Annotated in this window: 17 protein-coding genes; 7 read left to right on the top strand and 10 right to left on the bottom strand. The window is 40.2% G+C overall.

What is annotated here, in order from left to right:
- The first annotated feature begins 4 nt into the window (after positions 1–4).
- Positions 5–955 carry a DUF3078 domain-containing protein gene (locus Q1R07_RS05485; protein WP_300486920.1) on the top strand — a complete coding sequence of 317 codons (951 nt, stop codon included), beginning with the start codon at positions 5–7 and terminating at the stop codon, positions 953–955.
- A gap of 43 nt (positions 956–998) precedes the next feature.
- Here Q1R07_RS05485 and Q1R07_RS05480 read toward each other — a convergent pair whose 3' ends face one another.
- The 6 genes from Q1R07_RS05480 to Q1R07_RS05455 form a co-directional block, all read right to left on the bottom strand.
- Complete coding sequence (locus tag Q1R07_RS05480) at positions 999–3,647, bottom strand: T9SS-dependent M36 family metallopeptidase (protein ID WP_300486917.1); 2,649 nt, start codon at positions 3,645–3,647, stop codon at positions 999–1,001.
- 97 nt (positions 3,648–3,744) lie between these two features.
- A complete protein-coding gene (dgt, locus tag Q1R07_RS05475; protein WP_300486960.1) occupies positions 3,745–5,076 on the bottom strand; it encodes a dGTP triphosphohydrolase in 1,332 nt (443 codons plus the stop codon).
- Between the two features lie 33 nt (positions 5,077–5,109).
- Positions 5,110–5,820: an ATP-binding protein gene (locus tag Q1R07_RS05470; protein ID WP_300486914.1), complete on the bottom strand. Its 711-nt coding sequence runs from the start codon at positions 5,818–5,820 to the stop codon at positions 5,110–5,112.
- A gap of 107 nt (positions 5,821–5,927) precedes the next feature.
- Positions 5,928–8,309 carry a ribonucleoside-diphosphate reductase subunit alpha gene (locus Q1R07_RS05465; RefSeq protein ID WP_300486911.1) on the bottom strand — a complete coding sequence of 794 codons (2,382 nt, stop codon included), beginning with the start codon at positions 8,307–8,309 and terminating at the stop codon, positions 5,928–5,930.
- Positions 8,310–8,403: 94 nt separating this feature from the next.
- The gene (locus Q1R07_RS05460) at positions 8,404–9,381 is read right to left on the bottom strand and encodes a ribonucleotide-diphosphate reductase subunit beta (RefSeq protein ID WP_300486909.1); all 978 of its coding nucleotides are present in this window, start codon (positions 9,379–9,381) and stop codon (positions 8,404–8,406) included.
- A 276-nt stretch (positions 9,382–9,657) separates the two neighbouring features.
- Positions 9,658–10,224: a DUF3109 family protein gene (locus Q1R07_RS05455; RefSeq protein ID WP_300486906.1), complete on the bottom strand. Its 567-nt coding sequence runs from the start codon at positions 10,222–10,224 to the stop codon at positions 9,658–9,660.
- Positions 10,225–10,429: 205 nt separating this feature from the next.
- On the opposite strand from Q1R07_RS05455, the gene Q1R07_RS05450 reads away from it, so the two are divergent.
- From Q1R07_RS05450 to Q1R07_RS05440, 3 genes are all read left to right on the top strand, one after another.
- Positions 10,430–11,005 carry a MarC family protein gene (locus tag Q1R07_RS05450; protein ID WP_256552257.1) on the top strand — a complete coding sequence of 192 codons (576 nt, stop codon included), beginning with the start codon at positions 10,430–10,432 and terminating at the stop codon, positions 11,003–11,005.
- A 61-nt stretch (positions 11,006–11,066) separates the two neighbouring features.
- Positions 11,067–11,267 carry a hypothetical protein gene (locus tag Q1R07_RS05445; RefSeq protein ID WP_256552256.1) on the top strand — a complete coding sequence of 67 codons (201 nt, stop codon included), beginning with the start codon at positions 11,067–11,069 and terminating at the stop codon, positions 11,265–11,267.
- A gap of 3 nt (positions 11,268–11,270) precedes the next feature.
- The gene (locus Q1R07_RS05440) at positions 11,271–11,879 is read left to right on the top strand and encodes an FAD-dependent oxidoreductase (RefSeq protein ID WP_300486899.1); all 609 of its coding nucleotides are present in this window, start codon (positions 11,271–11,273) and stop codon (positions 11,877–11,879) included.
- Positions 11,880–11,910: 31 nt separating this feature from the next.
- Here Q1R07_RS05440 and Q1R07_RS05435 read toward each other — a convergent pair whose 3' ends face one another.
- From Q1R07_RS05435 to Q1R07_RS05425, 3 genes are all read right to left on the bottom strand, one after another.
- Positions 11,911–13,491: a S41 family peptidase gene (locus Q1R07_RS05435; RefSeq protein ID WP_300486896.1), complete on the bottom strand. Its 1,581-nt coding sequence runs from the start codon at positions 13,489–13,491 to the stop codon at positions 11,911–11,913.
- Position 13,492: 1 nt separating this feature from the next.
- Positions 13,493–13,921, bottom strand: coding sequence for a dCMP deaminase family protein (locus Q1R07_RS05430; RefSeq protein WP_300486894.1), 429 nt, complete (start codon positions 13,919–13,921; stop codon positions 13,493–13,495).
- Positions 13,922–14,091: 170 nt separating this feature from the next.
- A complete protein-coding gene (locus Q1R07_RS05425; RefSeq protein WP_136403753.1) occupies positions 14,092–14,685 on the bottom strand; it encodes a HupE/UreJ family protein in 594 nt (197 codons plus the stop codon).
- 149 nt (positions 14,686–14,834) lie between these two features.
- Between Q1R07_RS05425 and Q1R07_RS05420 the strand changes: the two genes are divergently transcribed.
- On the top strand, positions 14,835–15,266 hold the full coding sequence (locus tag Q1R07_RS05420) for a TerB family tellurite resistance protein (protein WP_300486889.1): 432 nt from the start codon (positions 14,835–14,837) through the stop codon (positions 15,264–15,266).
- Positions 15,267–15,359: 93 nt separating this feature from the next.
- On the opposite strand, the gene fbp is transcribed toward Q1R07_RS05420, so the two are convergent.
- A complete protein-coding gene (gene fbp, locus Q1R07_RS05415; protein ID WP_300486886.1) occupies positions 15,360–16,370 on the bottom strand; it encodes a class 1 fructose-bisphosphatase in 1,011 nt (336 codons plus the stop codon).
- A 105-nt stretch (positions 16,371–16,475) separates the two neighbouring features.
- Here fbp and Q1R07_RS05410 point away from each other — a divergent pair, with 105 nt between their 5' ends.
- Both Q1R07_RS05410 and Q1R07_RS05405 read left to right on the top strand, forming a co-directional pair.
- Positions 16,476–16,958, top strand: coding sequence for a GNAT family N-acetyltransferase (locus tag Q1R07_RS05410; RefSeq protein ID WP_300486883.1), 483 nt, complete (start codon positions 16,476–16,478; stop codon positions 16,956–16,958).
- A gap of 43 nt (positions 16,959–17,001) precedes the next feature.
- The gene (locus Q1R07_RS05405; protein WP_300486880.1) at positions 17,002–18,255 is read left to right on the top strand and encodes an aspartate kinase; all 1,254 of its coding nucleotides are present in this window, start codon (positions 17,002–17,004) and stop codon (positions 18,253–18,255) included.
- Positions 18,256–18,294: the final 39 nt, after the last annotated feature.

Raw genomic sequence — 18,294 nt, 5'->3', positions numbered from 1 at the left:
TACCATGAAGATTACTCCGTATCTAATCGGATTACTTTTTATTTTAGCCATTCAGAAAAGTAATGCACAAGACGTAGTAAGAACTACAATTCCCGACACCACCTCCTATTGGCACAAAAAAAACAGTGTCGGACTTGATTTTAGCCAAATCGCTTTTATCAACTGGAGCGTTGGAGGAAACAACTCCATTTCAGGCCTTTTAAAGGGCGCTTTTTTACGAAACTATGTCAAAGGTAATGTGAAGTGGAAAAATGAACTCATCGTACGCTATGGCGTTAACAAGCAGGAAGAGCGTGAACTTCGGAAGACCGATGACGCGATTCAGTTCAATTCGACCTTTGGTTACCGTCACGATAGTATTTCAAACTGGTACCACAGTGCGAAACTAAATTTCAATACACAGTTCACCAGTGGATATGCCTATCCGAATACCGATCTGGCGATTTCCAAAGCCTTTGCGCCGGCCTATTTATTTCTGGGTGTCGGAGCCGAGTATTCCAATAAGGAACAAAAGCTAAATGCTTATTTTTCACCTTTAACTCAGAAAACTACATTGGTATTGGATCAGCGTTTGGCCGATCAGGGTGCTTTTGGGGTTGACAAAGCGATCTACGACGAAGCCGGAAATCTGATTACCCACGGTAAAAGATCACGAACGGAAGTCGGTATTTTAGTTACCAACCAATGGAAAACCGAAGTCTACAAAAACATATTCCTCGACCATCGTTTAAGCCTTTATACCGATTATATGAATAATTTTGGCAATATTGATGTCGACTGGCAGTTACAACTGGATCTGGTCGTTAACGAATATGTAAAGGCCAATATCGGTACGAATCTTGTTTATGACGATGATATCAAATCGAAAAAAGAGATCGACGGTGTACAGGTTACTCAGGGACCTAAAATCCAGTTTAAACAACTATTAGGAATCGGTTTGAGTTACACATTTTAAGATATAAAAAAAGGTTCCTTTCGGAACCTTTTTTATTTTAGAATTAATTCAATATAACCTTTTGGGTATGATTTAAATTATCACCTTCAACTTTAAGAATATACATTCCTGATTGTAATCCTTTCAGGTTGATTGTTTTTTCAACATTGAAGTCTTCCACTTTCTGACTGTATACATTTCTTCCGTTTATATCAAACACCTGTAATGATACTTTACCGGTATAGTTTCCGATAAACACATTAAACGTTCCGTTAGATGGGTTTGGATATACCTTGATCATATCTTTATTTTCAAAATAATCTACAGCCATCGTACAGTTTGGTCCTTGCGGAGGCGTTGTAAAATCTTCCACCTGGTCGTTGATTGCAGCCACACCGCTATTCATACCTGCTGATGCATGTACTCCTAAACCTCTTCTGGCGAAAACGTCCCAAATCATACAGTAATTCTGCCCACCGGTTGTCGCCTGATCAGCTGCGATAATCGCGTCTCTTCCGGAAACAAACGAAGGATTACACGGTTGTAATTTTAACGCATCGATGATCAAACGTAAAACTTTATTATTACCACCAGTTCCGGTATAGATATTCGGATCATAGCCATATTTGTTGATATAGGCCCATGTTAAATCCCATAACATAGTAGCCCAAACGGTTCCTACCGCGTGCACATCAACTCGTAACGTACCATTCTGATCAGTATAGGATAAACCGTTGGTATCGCCATATGTAAGTGGATTGATTCCAAAATCGGTTGAATATTTATATTGACGGATTCCTACTCCATTCGTAGGCTGATTGGCAAGGAAAGTTGCAATTCCTTTTCCGGTAACCGGAGAATCACCCGCTTTGATTTGTAATAAATACGCGAAGAAATCCGACCAACCTTCACCCATTTGCTCTGTACTGGTCAAACAGTTTGCAGCAGCAGGTCCACCCGTTAAACGGGAAGAAATACCATGACCATATTCGTGTGAAATCACCCCATTATCAAAATCACCATCCGAATTCAAGAAGTTAACCGTTTCATAAGATAAGGTCGTATTAACCGCTCCGGATTGCATACCGGCAATTATCGCATTTCCTACCGACTGACTTACCAAAATAGCCGGGATCGTGATGCCTGCATTTGCACCACCCATAACCATATATTCATCCAGATTATTCACGACGATAACCGCCAATGCACCGGCATTTTGAGCAAACATTACTTTATTTACGAAATCACAAGATCCTCTTCGAACCAAAACGATTTTACCCGCTAACTGCGCTCCGTTGATGGCTGCGGTACAAGCATCGGCATTATCCGGAACACCATCGTCAAAAAGAGCTAAATCGGCTGTAATTCCTGCTGGTGCCGCTGGCACTGCTACGTGACCGCTTGTAAAGTTATTATCTACTGCAAAATAGGCTCCAGCCAAAGACGCTGGTGAATTTATACGGAAAAAGTTAGGTCGTGGCCCTACATTCCACAAATACATTTGCATACGTGGCGACTGACCATCAACCGGAGTGGAGAAGTTTGCGTTGTTTGTACCACTACCATCCTGAGAATCTGCTAAAACAGGATCTCCGTTAAAAGTCACGGTTCCACCGCGACCATAGTTATTTTGCTGGAAGTTACCATTAGCCTCGTTAAACCCGTACTGATACATAATATCGTGCATGATATTATTCATATAGAACAGATTCGTGGTAGCCGCACTGGTATAGGTCGATGCCGCTACACCGGTTCCGCCGTAAGGGAAGTCAAAAGTCAAACTTAAACCACCGTTCGGGCTCACTCCAGTAGTCGCGTTATTTCCAGCAATATCTTCTTTTGCCCAAACATTATTACCTCTTGTAGTGGTAAACTCCGGACCGGCAACACCATTGGTATCATGCCATTCGTAAGGAGAAGCCAAGGCGTTATGCGGTGACGCTAATAATTCGCGGTTTCCGTGGTTCGGACTTTCCACATTATACGGATAAACGCGATACGATCCACCCTGTACCTGAGCCAATGCACTTGCATCTTTAAATGCTTTGCTGCTGAAGTTGATGGTATGGTTGTGCTCTTTATGATTCGCATTACCGAAGTTACAGCTCAATACCAAATCAAAATTTTCCAGCATCGCACCGTTTACCGCATCAATCCGAACACTCCACAAATGTTTATAATCGGACGTATAGAACGTATAATCCCAGGCCAGTCGCAGGGAAGCGTCTTCCATTTGCTGGAAAACAAGCTCTGCACTAACCGGATCATCCGTTAACGTTCCGTTGGTTAATTTATATTCTTTATCACTGATTTTAGTAGCAATCTGCGAACTGAAAGCAGGCACTTTTAAATGGGTTTGCGCCTTTAACAATCCGTCTGTTACCGATAGCACCGGTGTCTGGGTATTGATTTTTGCTGCTACATCTGCTATAAAACGGTTTCCGACATTAACTACTTCTCCGTTTTTAACTGAAAAGTTGGTTACCGCATTAAAAATCTCAATTCCCTTATAGCGCTGTTTTACGTAGTAGTTATTGATATTCGTTGTTGAAGAACTCGCTTCACTTTCCACAAACCAATCCGCGACATCTTGTCGGGATAAGCCTAACTTTTGATGGTTATTGGTTAGATAGCGTTGGATTTGCTCATTTTGAGATTGTGCAAACCCTGCGCTACTAGCCAATAGCAGCATCATTAGGGTAGTTTTTTTCATAATTTTTTTTAGTTAGCTTTTTAATTCAAGTTTCACAAAATTATAATTTTATTCAACTTAACAAAAAAATATTGCTAACTTATCAATAATATCACACTTAACCTTTAATTATGTTAAAAATTTGTAAGGCTTTACCGTCAGTTAACATGGATATAAAATGACAGATGTGCATGAGTCGTTCGTACAGGCTCATTTTTTCGGTTACGAATTTTTCCGGAAGTAATTTTAGCAACAACTGATCGTAATTGGTAGCCGTTCCTTCGAACTTATTGTTATACGCCGTACAAAATTTATCCAGTAACGTATTGATCACCTGATATCCCATGATTTCCTTTTCGATCACTTCGTTACTCTGGTAAATATTTTTTCTACTAATTTCAAGAATATCATCCATCTGCGCTTTATACTGACTTTTATCCATCAGCGCCGCATGAAACTTCCCTTCGAGAATCGCTTCTTCATTTTCGAGAAACACACGAACCGCATCGCCAATCAAACTACTAATCGCTAATGCCCGTAGGTAACTGATCCGATCTTCTTTAGTGATCAAGCTACTATATTTCTTTTTATCAATCTGTCCAACCAGCTTCCCCAAATACTCCAGTGCGAAGTCTTCATTCACTAACCCAAGGTTAATTCCATCTTCGAAATCGATAATGGTATAACAGATATCATCGGCCGCTTCAACCAAAAACGCCAGCGGATGTCTTTCGAAACCGATATCGTTGCCTTTTTTATTTGGAATAAGCCCTAACTCGGTCGCCACATCAGCAAAAAACACTTTATCCGTCTGAAAAAAACCAAACTTTTTATCGGCAATATTGGATGTCGGTTTTTTCGGCAGACTTTCTTTCGGGTATTTCATAAAAGCCCCTAAGGTCGCATACGAAATTCGCAAACCACCTTCGTTACCCGGGCGTGAACCCGTAAGTACCGAAAAACCATTGGCATTCCCTTCGAAATCGGTCAGATCCTGCCATTCTTTAGGCTCCAAATGTTCTTTATATTTGAATCCTTTTCCGGTTTTAAAATACTCACCGATTGCTTTTTCACCCGAATGTCCAAAAGGCGGATTCCCGATATCGTGCGCCAATGCCGCCGCCGCGACGATAGCTCCAAAATCGTTCATATGGAAACCGTGGATTTCTTTTAGATGGGGATATTTTTCGAGGATTTTCTTTCCAACCAAACGTCCCAACGAACGTCCCACAACCGAAACCTCCAAACTATGTGTAAGTCGGGTATGCACAAAATCGGTTTTTGACATGGGTATCACCTGCGTTTTATCCTGCAAACCACGAAATGCCGATGAGAAGATGATTCGGTCGTAGTCTACTTCAAACCCCAAACGGGTATCGTCCTGTTCCTTTCGCAAACGCTTGCTTGTATCGCCCTGTTTTTTTAATGACAGTAATTGTTCCCAATGCATCATAGGAGTGTATTTTAAATTCCCAAACGGGATCTAGTTATTTTGTTGTTTTTCGATTTCAGCCTGAATAATATTATTTTTTACCGCTGTAAATACATGATTTTTCGCTTCGGCAAACGACACCTCGTAAATCCGTTCCAACTTACAAAATTCGGCCGGATATTTTGACAACAGGCTGTTGTAATACGTATCGAGTACGTCGCGCGACGGAAGTGTAAACTCCAGTTTTAATTCGAATCTCCGTACCAAAGCCTCGTCGATCATCTGAATCTGGTTGGTTGCCGCGATGAGTATCGATTTTTTCGGAAAATTATCGATCAGCTGTAAGATGGCATTCACCACGCGTTTCATTTCGCTACTGTCCTTATTATCATAATCGCGTATTTGTCCCAACGAATCGAATTCGTCGAAAAACAATACGGCACTTTCATACAGCACTTCTTTAAACAAGCCTTCGATGTTTTTGGCCGTTTCCCCCAATTTGGACGAAACAATACTCGCCAGATTTACGATAATAATCTTTTTATCCAGCTTTTTGGCAATCGCCTTGGCAGTCATCGTTTTTCCACAACCCGTCTTTCCGTAGAGCAGCATTTTATTCACCACCGGCAATTCATAGCGTTCCAATACTTCGCGGAAATGATATTCTTTTAAAAACTGGTTGATCTGTCCTGAAACGGCTTCATTAAAAACAACATCTTCCAGATTCACATTACTCCTGTCGGTAAAATATAAAGTACTCAAGCGATACGGTTTTAGTTAAGTTGTGAACAAATGTACAAATACAATTTGGCTTAAAAAGGAAACAGCCATCTCAAAAGACAGCTGTTTTATATCATTGTTTTTTCAGATTATGAACCACACATTTCGCAATCGTCCGGTTCTGCATTTCTGGAACGCTCCAACATCGCGCGGAATTCATCTACAGCGATTTCTTCCTCTTTTGCCGGTGTTTCCTGCTTCACCTCGTTGTTTAATGTAAACTTGATCGCATCGACAGCACTCTTCGTTCTCAGGTAGTACATTCCCGTTTTTAATCCGGACTGCCATGCGTAGAAGTGCATTGATGTTAATTTTGCAAAAGTCGCACCTTCCATAAAAAGGTTTAACGATTGCGACTGATCGATAAAGTAACCACGCTGACGGGACATATCGATAATATCTTTCATACTCATTTCCCAAACTGTTTTATACAGTTCTTTGATCTCCTGAGGAATGATATCGATATTCTGAATCGATCCGTTGGCACGCATGATTTCCTGTTTCAGGTTTTCGTTCCACAAGCCCAGATTTACCAAATCCTGTAACAGGTGTTTGTTTACCACGATAAACTCACCGGATAATACACGACGGGTATAAATATTGGATGTATATGGTTCGAAAGCTTCGTTGTTTCCTAAGATTTGTGATGTCGAAGCGGTAGGCATCGGCGCCATCAACAAAGAGTTACGCACTCCGTTTTGCATCACTTCTTTTCGCAGGCTTGCCCAATCCCAACGACCGCTTAAATCACCATCGTTCAATCCCCAAAGATTGTACTGAAATTCTCCTTTTGAAATCGGAGACCCTTCGAAAGTCGAATATGGTCCTTCTTCTTTTGCCATTTCCATAGACGAAGTCAGAGCCGCAAAATACATGGTTTCGAAAATTTCCTGGTTTAATTTTTTAGCGGCATCACCGGTAAACGGCATACGCAATAAGATAAAAGCATCAGCCAGACCTTGTACGCCCAATCCTACCGGACGGTGGCGCATATTGGAATTTTCGGCTTCTTTAACAGGATAGTAATTCCTGTCGATTACTTTATTCAGGTTACGGGTTACGCGTTTGGTAACATCGTAAAGTAGTGTATGATTGAATTCTCCGTTTTCCACAAACATCGGAAGTGATATGGAAGCCAGATTACAAACCGCAATTTCGTCGGCTGAAGTATACTCCAGAATTTCGGTACAAAGATTCGAAGAACGAATCGTTCCCAGGTTTTTCTGGTTTGATTTACGGTTGGCCGCATCCTTATAAAGCATATATGGCGTACCGGTTTCGATTTGTGATTCCAGGATTTTCTCCCAAAGCTCACGGGCTTTTATGGTTTTTCTACCTTTTCCGGCATTTTCATAAGCGATATACATCGCGTCAAATTCGTCGCCATATACATCATATAATCCCGGACATTCGTTCGGACACATTAAGGTCCATTGTGCATCTTCCTGAACGCGTTTCATAAACAAATCGTTCATCCACATCGCATAGAAAAGATCTCGTGCACGCATTTCTTCTTTTCCGTGGTTTTTACGTAAATCCAGGAAATCGAAGATATCGGCATGCCATGGCTCTACATAAATTGCAAAACTACCTTTACGTTTTCCACCACCTTGATCAACATATCGTGCGGTATCGTTAAACACACGCAACATCGGTACAATACCGTTGGATGTTCCGTTTGTTCCTCTGATATACGAACCGGTAGCGCGTACGTTGTGGATTGATAAACCGATTCCTCCGGCCGATTGTGAAATCTTAGCCGTATGTTTTAAGGTATCGTAAATTCCGTCGATACTATCATCCTGCATGGTTAACAGGAAACAAGACGACATTTGTGGTTTTGGTGTTCCGGCATTAAACAACGTTGGCGTTGCATGCGTAAAGAACTTTTTCGACATCAATTCGTAGGTCTCGATAGCCGATTCGATATCATTAAGGTGAATCCCTACAGAAACACGCATTAACATATGTTGCGGACGTTCTACGATTTGTCCGTTGATACGCAACAAATAAGAACGCTCCAGAGTTTTAAATCCGAAATAATCGTAGTTAAAATCCCGGTTATAGATAATTGTGGAATCCAATCGTTCGGCATTGGCCATGATCACTTCATAAACCTCATCCGAAATCAACGGTGATTCCTGGTTAGTTCTCGGATTTACGTACTGATACATATCCGTCATGGTTTCCGAGAATGATTTTTTGGTGTTTTTGTGCAGGTTCGACACGGCAATTCGCGCCGCTAACTGTGCAAAATCCGGGTGAGAAACCGTCATTGACGCTGCTGTTTCGGCAGCCAGGTTATCCAGTTCTGATGTGGTTACACCATCGTATAAACCTTCAATAACTCGCATAGCTACTTTTACAGGATCAACCAAATCGTTTAACCCATAGCATAGAATTCTAACTCTGTCTGTAATCTTATCAAACATTACAGGCTCACGTCGTCCGTCTCTTTTTACTACATACATCGTATTGAAAATTTATGAATTGATACAAATAATTTTATAGAAAACACATTGGTTTTCGCCCCAATCGCCATTTAGCATGGCCGATTACAGTTCTTTAAAAATCAGCGTCGAAGCTAATTTTTTGCGAGTCGGTATCTTTATTTAATACACCCGCTTTCTGGTATTCGGATACCCTTTTTTCGAAGAAATTGGTTTTCCCTTGTAACGAGATCATATCCATAAAGTCAAAAGGATTGCTCGCGTTATATACTTTTTCACAACCCAGTTCCACCAACAATCTGTCGGCTACAAACTCCAGGTATTGTGTCATTAGTGTTGCATTCATTCCGATCAAACTCACCGGCAATGATTCGGTAATAAATTCTCTTTCGATAGTTAAGGCATCGGTGATGATTTCCACAATTCTGTCTTTCGGTACTTTGTTTACCAAATGGTGGTTGTGTAAGTGAACCGCAAAATCGCAATGTACCCCTTCGTCTCTTGAGATTAACTCATTCGAAAAAGTAAGTCCCGGCATCAAACCACGTTTTTTCAACCAGAAAATCGAACAGAAAGCTCCGGAGAAAAAGATTCCTTCTACGGCAGCAAAAGCAATTAATCTTTCGGCAAACGAATCGGATTCAATCCAGCGTAATGCCCAATCTGCTTTTTTGCGAATGGCAGGAAAAACATCTAAAGCATGGAACAATTCATTTTTTTCAGCCTCGTCTTTTACATAGGTATCAATCAAAAGAGAATAGGTCTCACTATGAATGTTTTCCATCATGATCTGGAATCCGTAGAAAAACTTCGCTTCCGGATATTGCACTTCATTTACAAAGTTTTCCGCAAGGTTTTCATTTACGATACCATCGGAAGCCGCGAAGAATGCCAAAATATGTTTGATAAAATATTTCTCGTCGTCGTTTAACTTGGTATTCCAGTCGGTCAAATCCTGATGTAAGTCAATTTCCTCTGCCGTCCAAAAGCTAGCCTCCATTTTTTTATACCAATCCCAGATATCGTGGTGTTTGATTGGAAAAATAACAAAACGGTCTTTATTCTCTTGCAAAATTGGTTCTATCACCGACATAGTACATTGACTTTTAAAAGATTAATTTTATGTTTTTCTAAAGAAAAACACACTACAAAGATTGGTATTTGAAACGGAAAAAGAAAGACAAATCGAGTCAAACTTATTCACAATTAAGACGAGTTTTTAACAAGCGAAGAAAATTCTTTCAAGCCGCGTTTAAAAACCTATAATTTTGAAAAACAACACATTACGAAATAACGTAATGTTAAAAAAAAGAAACGCTTTCCGTGCAAACACACCAGATGAAAGCCTTTCCGGAAGAAAACAGCCGGCCTACTTTTTAAGCTCTTCGGCTACCTTTTCAAGTTCGCTATACCATTCCGGCCCGAACTTACGAACCAATGCTTCTTTTACGAATTTATACACCGGAACTTCCAACTCTTTTCCAAGCGAACACGCATCGTCGCAGATATGCCATTTGTGATAATTCACCGCAGCGAAATCGGAAAAGTCTTTAACCCGTATCGGGTACAAATGACAGGAAACCGGTTTTTTCCAATCGACCAAACCTTGGTTGTACGCCTGCTCAATACCACAAAGCGCCGTTGGTCCATCAAAAATAACATACGCACAATCCGCCCCGTTAATTAACGGTGTTTCCAGTTCGCCATCCGAACCTACGATTGAAGTTCCCTGCGCTTCGATTGCAGCAACACCTTCGGGACGTAAAAACGGTTTTACGATGGGATAAATTTTCTCCAGAATTGCCACTTCATTTTGATCAAGTGGCGCACCGGCATCACCATCCACACAACAAGCCCCTTTACAAGCCGACAGATTACACACAAATTCTTTTTCAAGAATTTCCTCAGACACGATGGTTTTCCCTAACTGAAACATTATACTCGGAATTCATTAATTAGCCGACAAAGGTACAAATTAATACGGACTTTAAAACGGGATAAAACACCCTCTTTCGTTGCGAAATAAGCAATAAACAAAGACATTTCGAGGTCAATTTTATTTTTATGTTAAATATTAACCTTGTTTTTAGATTTTTTGTTATAAATTTATATAATTTTGCAGTCTTAAAAAAATAATAGGTATGGGATTCGATTGGAAAGAAATTTTTACGGTAGGAATGGTTTTATTTGCGGTGATCGATATTTTCGGAAGTATCCCGATTATTGTTGATTTACGTAACAAAGTAGGCCATATACAATCTGAAAAAGCCTCTATAGTAGCGGCTGTTATTATGATTTCCTTTCTTTTTGTAGGAGATGAAATTTTAAAACTGATCGGAATCGATGTCAACTCGTTTGCCGTAGCCGGTTCGTTTGTATTATTTTTCCTGGCACTGGAAATGATCTTAGGGATCACACTTTATAAAGATGACGCACCCAATACGGCATCCATCGTACCCATCGCCTTTCCGTTAATTGCCGGAGCCGGAACGATGACTACTTTATTATCATTGCGTTCGGAATACCAGACAATCAACATCATTTTTGGTATTCTGGCCAACATTCTAATCGTATACCTTGTTTTAAAATCATCCTCCCGAATCGAAAAAACATTGGGTAAAAACGGACTGGGCGTTATCCGTAAGGTGTTTGGCGTTGTTCTTTTAGCCATCGCTGTTAAATTATTCGCAGCGAATGTTAAAGGTCTATTTGTTTAAGTAGATTTTTACTAATTTCACCGCCATAATTTAACTACTCGTAGTTCTTTTTTTATTTACAATGAAAATTTTCTCATACATACTAATCGCTGCCGCGTTGGGGTTAATTGTGTTTAACGTAACGTTATTGGATTTTTCGAATCTTTTTGAAGGCAACAGTTTAGTGGCGTTAATCGGCATTGTGGCCTCATTATGCGCTGTTTGTATTTTATTAATCTTCAAGATGTCGAAAGCCATCGAAGAAAAAACAAAAGGAAACTAAGACATGTTTGATGTGTTGCTAATTGGTGGCGGTGTAGCCGGGGTTTCGTGTGCCCTTATATTAGGGTCGGCTCATAAAAAGAGTTTTGTAACCAACAAAAAAATAGGCATTATCACCCACCAGAAGGCGTCGTCGTTACAAGACGCGCTATTTAATAACGCCTATGGTATTCCGGCAGGAAAACTGGGTTCGGAAATCCTAACCGAAAGTACGGATCATCTGGCGCAAACCTACCCTCATATCGTACAAATTCCAGACGAAAAAGTAATCAAAGTCGAAGGAACATCGGGCGACTTTACTGTAACAACTAACAAAGCATCCTATAAAACCCGTGCGATTGTAGTTGCCATCGGTTCCTCCAACCTTTTTGGAATAGAAGGACTGGAACACTATATTGAACCGCACCGTAAAGCTTTACCGGAGAAGAATCGCATTCAACTTAAAAACAATGATCATCTTGTTGCCGACGGTATTTATGTAGCCGGAACTTTGGCCGGATGGAGAAGTCAGCTTGCGATAGCCGCCGGAAGTGGTGCATCGGTAGCGACAGACCTTCTTACATTGTGGAACAACGGTATTGAAACCCATTCGCACGACAGTATACGAAAATAAAAAAGTGAGCTTAGCTCCCTTTTCTTTTACTTTATTTTTTAGCCGCTTCCAATACCGCTTTAATCATCGGATCTTCTTTTAGAATCAACTGATAATAATGTTGTTCATCAAACAACTGACGCACAAATTCGGCAGCCAGATATTGTTTCACTTTATCTTTATGCTTATCCAGATTAAAAATCAGTCCGCTTTTTGACAAATGCTTACGGAAACCATCATAATAAAAGTCATTCTTGATCACTTTATTTTCCACTTCCGGAATGCTTAACTTCTGAAATTGCATTCTTTCGTGATCCAGTTCTTCAAAAACAAAATAACTCACGATTCCGGATTGCATAATCATATTCAATGCTTCATCGCCATGTTTTCCTTCCATCGGAACAAAAATATCCGGAATGATACCACCGCCACCGTAAACCGTTTTTCCTTTTTTGGTTTTAAACTTCAAACTATCCGCAACTTTGATACTATCGAATGCGTATAATTCGCCGTTCTCGAAACGCTTTTCAAAATCGCCGTAATATTCTTCCAAGCCTTTGTTATACGGTTTTTGAATGGATCGTCCCGAAGGCGTATAATAACGCGCCACCGTTAGACGAACCGCAGATCCGTCACCTAAAGGCATTTCCCGTTGTACCAGGCCTTTTCCAAACGAACGTCTTCCAACTATAAGTCCGCGATCGTTATCCTGAATTGCTCCGGCTAGAATTTCACTTGCCGATGCACTGTTTTCATCGATCAGAATGTATAGTTTCCCGTTTTCAAAACTTCCTTTCGAAGTAGCATTACTCACGTCCTCCACTCCTTTTCGGTTTTTGATTTTAACGATCTGTTCTTTATCTTTCAGGAATTCGTCTGCGATTTCCACCGCGCGTTCCATATAGCCACCACCATTATTCCGAACATCGACAATGAGTTCTTTTACTCCGGCCGCTTTTAACTTTAACAATCCCTGATGGAATTCTTTAAAAGTGGTCTCGGCAAAACGATTGATTTTAATATATCCCGTTTTATTATCAAGCATTAAAGCCACGTCCACACTTTTGATTGGCACCAAATCGCGGGTTACATTGACTTTAAACTTTTTGTTTTCCGTTTTTCTAAAAATGGTCAGCTCCACTTTGGATCCTCTTTCGCCTTTGAGTTTTGAAAAAAGCGTGTCATTGGATATTTTCTTTCCGAACAACTTTGTGTTACCGGCAAACAAAATACGATCGCCCGCACGGATTCCGGCTCTTTCCGAAGGTCCGCCGGCAATGGGTTTGATAACCGCCACCGAATCTTTATAGGTATAAAAATTGACTCCAATTCCCACAAAGTCACCTTTCATACTTTGCGCCACCGATTCAAACTCGTTTTTAGCAATATAAACCGAATGCGGATCGAGTTTTTCGAGAATACCGTTTACAGTAATATCTACAATCGAATCGGTATTGACCTCATCGACATATTCGTTATTGATAAAATCCAGTAGTTTATTGAGCTTGTTTTTACTGGCGTTTGAGGAAAAATTCGCCGTTGGGGCAGAAAAGTTAAGATAGCCCCCAATAAGCACACCCACAGCGAGTGCCGTAGTGATGATTACCGGCAAGTATATTTTTTTAATTTTCATATCAATCCAAATCAGCAATATGCTCTACCTCTACACCTGCTTTTCTTAAAAAATCAAGTCCTTCTTCATCTTTATATCCCTGATAATAAACAACCCGTTTAATACCGGACTGATGAATCAGTTTACTACAATCCTTACAAGGCGATAAGGTAATATATAAGGTTGCGCCTTCACAGGATTGTGTTGATCGTGCCACTTTAGAGATTGCATTCGCCTCGGCGTGCAACACATACCATTTGGTGTATCCTTCGTCGTCTTCGCAGCAGTTCTCAAATCCGGATGGTGTTCCATTATAACCGTCGGAAATAATCATACGGTCTTTTACAATGATTGCACCAACCTGTTTTCTTTGACAATACGATAACAAGCTCCATTCTTTTGCAATTCTCAGATAGGCCTTATCGTACTTATTCCGTTTTTGTTCTTTCATTAAATGTATTAGTTACTTGTAAACCACCACAAAAGGTAATGGCCTATCCCTATAGCCCTGATGGAAGCGACATCCTTGTTACACCAACACGATATAGCGGACAGCAGGAATACGGAATACAAAAATACGCAAACGTTTCGCTACTGATACTGAAAAGATAAGCATTTTTTTTAGCGGTTCCAAATTTCGCTACTAATGATCATTGGCAATACCACACCGATCACAAAAGCCGACATAACCAGTGTCCAGTCGCGTTTGGAAAAGCGGAAAAAAGTCTGGATAATATAGGAAAGGATTAATACTACCAGTACTACAATAATTTGGGCTGTTTCGATACCGAGTGCAAATTCGAGCAACGGCAGTAATTTATCGGATGCGGCGCCCGGCAATATGGTTTTAAAGTAATTGGAAAAGCCCAATCCATGAATAATTCCGAAGAAAAGCGTCACGAAAGCCACAAAACTGACACTTTCGTTTTTGGATGACTTTCCAGCGGTAAATAAATGAAACAATGCCGTAACCAAAATGGTAATCGGAATTAGAAATTCGACCAGATTGGCTTTGATATATACGATTCCATAAACCGAAAGCATGAGTGACAAAGTGTGTCCCAGAGTAAAAAGCGTTACGAGTAACAACACCCGTTTCCAGTCTTTAAACGCATAGGGAACCACCAAAGCGATCAGGAACAAAACATGATCATAAGCATTGATATCGAGCACATGACGCAAACCGATATTAAAGTATATCCAAAATTCTGACATAGTATTTCTTTTAAATTGACTTGGGAATCCAAACTTACAATTATTTTTGATATTTATATACTCCGTCAACAAAAGCTACCATTTTGTTTTAACAGGATGGGAAATAAAGTATATTTGTACCTGCACAACACCATTTAATTGTAAAAGTTATGTCATTTTCAGATTTATTTGATAGCGAATTCAAGTCCCGAAACAAGGGTCATTTTTCGGCTATCGTACGCGTTGCCATTGCAGACGGCGACCTGACTCAGGAGGAAAGAAACTTCTTAGATAAGTTGGCCATTCAGTTGGAGATTTCAAAAGAGGAATATGAAGAAATCCTGGAGAATCCTTTAAAATATCCGGTTAATCCTCCTTATTTATACACACAACGTTTAGAGCGTTTGTATGATTTATCCCGTATGGTTTATGCGGATCATATTCTAGGGCCAAAACAAAAAGAAATCCTAATCCGTTTTGTACTAGCGTTAGGCTTTACACCAAGTAACGCTTCTTATATTGTAGACAAAGCGTTTTCGTTATTGGTTTTAAATGTAGATCTGGATACGTTTATTTACGAAATGCAAAACATGAACAAATAATCCGGTTATACCGAATAAAAAAAGTCCTGAATTCTCAGGACTTTTTTGCTTTATAGACCTGTCAGATTTTGTAAAACCTGACAGGTCTTTCTATTATTGAGCGGCATTAGCCATAAATTCCTCTGCTTTTTGCACCATGTTTCGGCTTCCGCAGAAAAACGGTACGCGTTGGTGCAATTCGGTCGGCTTAATTTCCAGGATACGATCAAAACCATCGGACGCTTTTCCTCCGGCCTGTTCAGCGATAAAAGCCATCGGATTACATTCGTATAACAAACGTAGTTTTCCTTTTGGTGCTTTGGAACTGGTCGGATAAATATAAACTCCGCCTTTGATCATGTTTCTATGGAAATCGGACACCAAACTTCCGATATAACGGGACGTATACGGACGATCGCCTTCTTCCAACTGACAATATTTGATATAATCCTTAACCCCTTGTGGGAAATGAATATAATTTCCTTCGTTAATCGAATAGATTTTTCCGTCCGGTGCATATTTCATATTCGGATGCGACAGATAGAATGTACCGATAGCCGGGTTTAACGTAAAACCGTTTACCCCGTGACCGGTCGTATACACCAACATGGTCGACGTACCATAAATTACATAGCCTGCAGCTACCTGATTTACGCCCGGTTGCAGAAAATCTTCCAGTGTTACCGGTGTTCCCATCGGCGTAATTCTACGATAAACCGAGAAAATCGTTCCCACCGATACGTTTACATCAATATTGGACGAGCCGTCCAACGGATCCATTAACACTACATATTTGTTATTGTGACTGGCATCTTTTCCCTGAACGGTAATAAAATCGTCGTTTTCTTCGGACGCAATTCCGCAAACAATCTCACGATTGATCAACGTTTGAATAAAAACCTCATTGGCATATACATCCAGCTTTTGCTGATCTTCACCCTGAATATTTTGTTCGCCGGCCGCTCCTACGATATCGACCAATCCGGCTTTATTTACTTTGTGGCTCACCACTTTTGCCGCCAGACGGATGGAATTGATAATTCGGGACAATTCCCCGGATGAGTACTTGAATTCTTCCTGTTTTTCAATGATAAACTCACCTAACGTTATATTGCGATCTTTCATTATTTATTAGAGTTGTTGTTGTGTTTTCGAGTACAAATATCGCTATTTTTGTGCAATGCCAATAGATTTTATTCCGGCAATAATAAAACACTTAATTTCCGTAAAATGAACATCCGAAAAGGACAAAAAGAAGATATGCCAGCCGTACTCGGACTGATCCGCGAATTGGCGCTATTTGAAAGAGAACCCGATGCTGTAGTGGTTACCGCTGAGGAACTGGTGCGCGACGGTTTTGGTGAAAACCCGCTTTTTAAAACCTTTATCGCCGAAGTCGACCATGAGATTGTCGGTATGGCTTTATTCTATTATCGTTATTCGACCTGGAAAGGCAAAACGATTCATCTGGAAGATTTGATTGTAAGCGAAAAAATGCGCGGTACCGGATTGGGACATGCTTTATATGCCGAAGTAATCAAACAAGGTGAAAAAGACAATGTTCGTCGTATCGAATGGGCTGTACTGGATTGGAACCAAAATGCGATTGACTTTTACGAAAAATCGGGTGCAAAAGTTTTAAAAGACTGGTATGTCGTACAAATGGACGAAGCCGGTATTAGCAATTTTACAAACAGCTTACAACCGCGTTAAAGCGAGTGTAATCATACTATTATATAGGTCTAATTTTTAAACAATGAGAGTATTCAAATTTGGTGGCGCCTCTGTAAAAGATGCCGATAGTATTAAAAACGTATACGACGTTTTGCAGCAAGTAGGTTTTGACGATGTTCTTCTGGTTGTTTCGGCAATGGGAAAAACCACAAATGCTTTGGAAGTGGTTATAAAGAACTATTTTGATAAATCGGCGGAGCTTAAGGCTTCCATTCAGGAAGTCAAGAAATACCACAATCAGATTTTACTGGATTTGTTTGAAGACGAAAAGCACGAGGTATTTGCAGCCGTAAACCGGCATTTTACCGATATGGAGCATTTTCTGGACATCAACAAATCGCCCAACTACAACTTTGTATACGATCAGATTGTAGGTTATGGCGAAATTGTATCAACTACGATTCTGAGTTATTACTTTAATCATAGCGGTATCCGAAACCAATGGGTGGATGTTCGTAATTTGATCAAAACAGATAATACGTATCGTGATGCGATTGTCGACTGGGAATTAACACAGAAAACCATTTCCAAAAACATCAAAAAGAATGTCCTGAACATCACTCAGGGATTTTTAGGATCGGACGAAAACAACTTTACAACTACTTTAGGACGGGAAGGTTCCGATTATACGGCGGCTATTTTTGCGTATTGTCTGAATGCCGAAAGCGTGACCATCTGGAAAGATGTACCGGGTGTTTTAAATGCCGATCCGCGGTATTTTGAAAACGCAGTCCTGTTAAATCAGATTTCCTATCGCGAGGCGATCGAATTGGCATTTTACGGTGCTTCGGTAATTCACCCGAAAACCTTACAACCGCTACAGAAAAAGGAAATTCCGTTATATGTAAAATCGTTTGTCAACCCATTATTACCGGGAACCAGTGTTTCCAAAGGAGCCGATCTGGAACCACAGACTTCCTGCTTTATCGTTAAGAAAAACCAGATGTTGATTTCCCTATCGTCAATTGATTTTTCGTTTATCATGGAAGAAAACATCAGTGCAATTTTCGGATTATTCCACCAGTACAAAATAAAAGTGAGCCTGATCCAGAATACGGCGATTAGTTTTTCCGTTTGCATTGAAGACAAGTTTAATCATTTCAACGAACTAAAAGCGGCACTCTCTAAAAAATTCAAAGTGACCTATAACGAAAATGTCTCCTTGTATACGATTCGTCATTTCACAGACAAAGCGGTACAAATGGTCGAAAAAGACAAAACGGTACTGGTAAAACAAATGAGCCGTGAGACGATGCAAATCATCACCAAAGAATAAATAAAACCGCAAATCGGTAAAAGGAACAGTCAAAGAAGG

The organism is Flavobacterium sp. (assembly GCF_030146175.1).
In the GTDB taxonomy this organism is placed as follows: Bacteria; Bacteroidota; Bacteroidia; order Flavobacteriales; family Flavobacteriaceae; genus Flavobacterium.
This window is presented reverse-complemented; position numbering and strand designations above follow the sequence as displayed.

What these genes read in the sequence shown, in the direction of transcription:
- Q1R07_RS05410 (WP_300486883.1), top strand. Translation starts at nt 16,476, where the DNA reads ATGAACATCCGAAAAGGACAAAAAGAAGATATGCCAGCCGTACTCGGA.
- Q1R07_RS05465 (WP_300486911.1), bottom strand. Translation starts at nt 8,309, where the DNA reads ATGTATGTAGTAAAAAGAGACGGACGACGTGAGCCTGTAATGTTTGAT.
- Q1R07_RS05425 (WP_136403753.1), bottom strand. Translation starts at nt 14,685, where the DNA reads ATGTCAGAATTTTGGATATACTTTAATATCGGTTTGCGTCATGTGCTC.
- Q1R07_RS05435 (WP_300486896.1), bottom strand. Translation starts at nt 13,491, where the DNA reads ATGAAAATTAAAAAAATATACTTGCCGGTAATCATCACTACGGCACTC.
- Q1R07_RS05430 (WP_300486894.1), bottom strand. Translation starts at nt 13,921, where the DNA reads ATGAAAGAACAAAAACGGAATAAGTACGATAAGGCCTATCTGAGAATT.
- dgt (WP_300486960.1), bottom strand. Translation starts at nt 5,076, where the DNA reads ATGCATTGGGAACAATTACTGTCATTAAAAAAACAGGGCGATACAAGC.
- Q1R07_RS05440 (WP_300486899.1), top strand. Translation starts at nt 11,271, where the DNA reads ATGTTTGATGTGTTGCTAATTGGTGGCGGTGTAGCCGGGGTTTCGTGT.
- Q1R07_RS05450 (WP_256552257.1), top strand. Translation starts at nt 10,430, where the DNA reads ATGGGATTCGATTGGAAAGAAATTTTTACGGTAGGAATGGTTTTATTT.
- fbp (WP_300486886.1), bottom strand. Translation starts at nt 16,370, where the DNA reads ATGAAAGATCGCAATATAACGTTAGGTGAGTTTATCATTGAAAAACAG.
- Q1R07_RS05445 (WP_256552256.1), top strand. Translation starts at nt 11,067, where the DNA reads ATGAAAATTTTCTCATACATACTAATCGCTGCCGCGTTGGGGTTAATT.
- Q1R07_RS05460 (WP_300486909.1), bottom strand. Translation starts at nt 9,381, where the DNA reads ATGTCGGTGATAGAACCAATTTTGCAAGAGAATAAAGACCGTTTTGTT.
- Q1R07_RS05405 (WP_300486880.1), top strand. Translation starts at nt 17,002, where the DNA reads ATGAGAGTATTCAAATTTGGTGGCGCCTCTGTAAAAGATGCCGATAGT.
- Q1R07_RS05480 (WP_300486917.1), bottom strand. Translation starts at nt 3,647, where the DNA reads ATGAAAAAAACTACCCTAATGATGCTGCTATTGGCTAGTAGCGCAGGG.
- Q1R07_RS05455 (WP_300486906.1), bottom strand. Translation starts at nt 10,224, where the DNA reads ATGTTTCAGTTAGGGAAAACCATCGTGTCTGAGGAAATTCTTGAAAAA.
- Q1R07_RS05485 (WP_300486920.1), top strand. Translation starts at nt 5, where the DNA reads ATGAAGATTACTCCGTATCTAATCGGATTACTTTTTATTTTAGCCATT.
- Q1R07_RS05420 (WP_300486889.1), top strand. Translation starts at nt 14,835, where the DNA reads ATGTCATTTTCAGATTTATTTGATAGCGAATTCAAGTCCCGAAACAAG.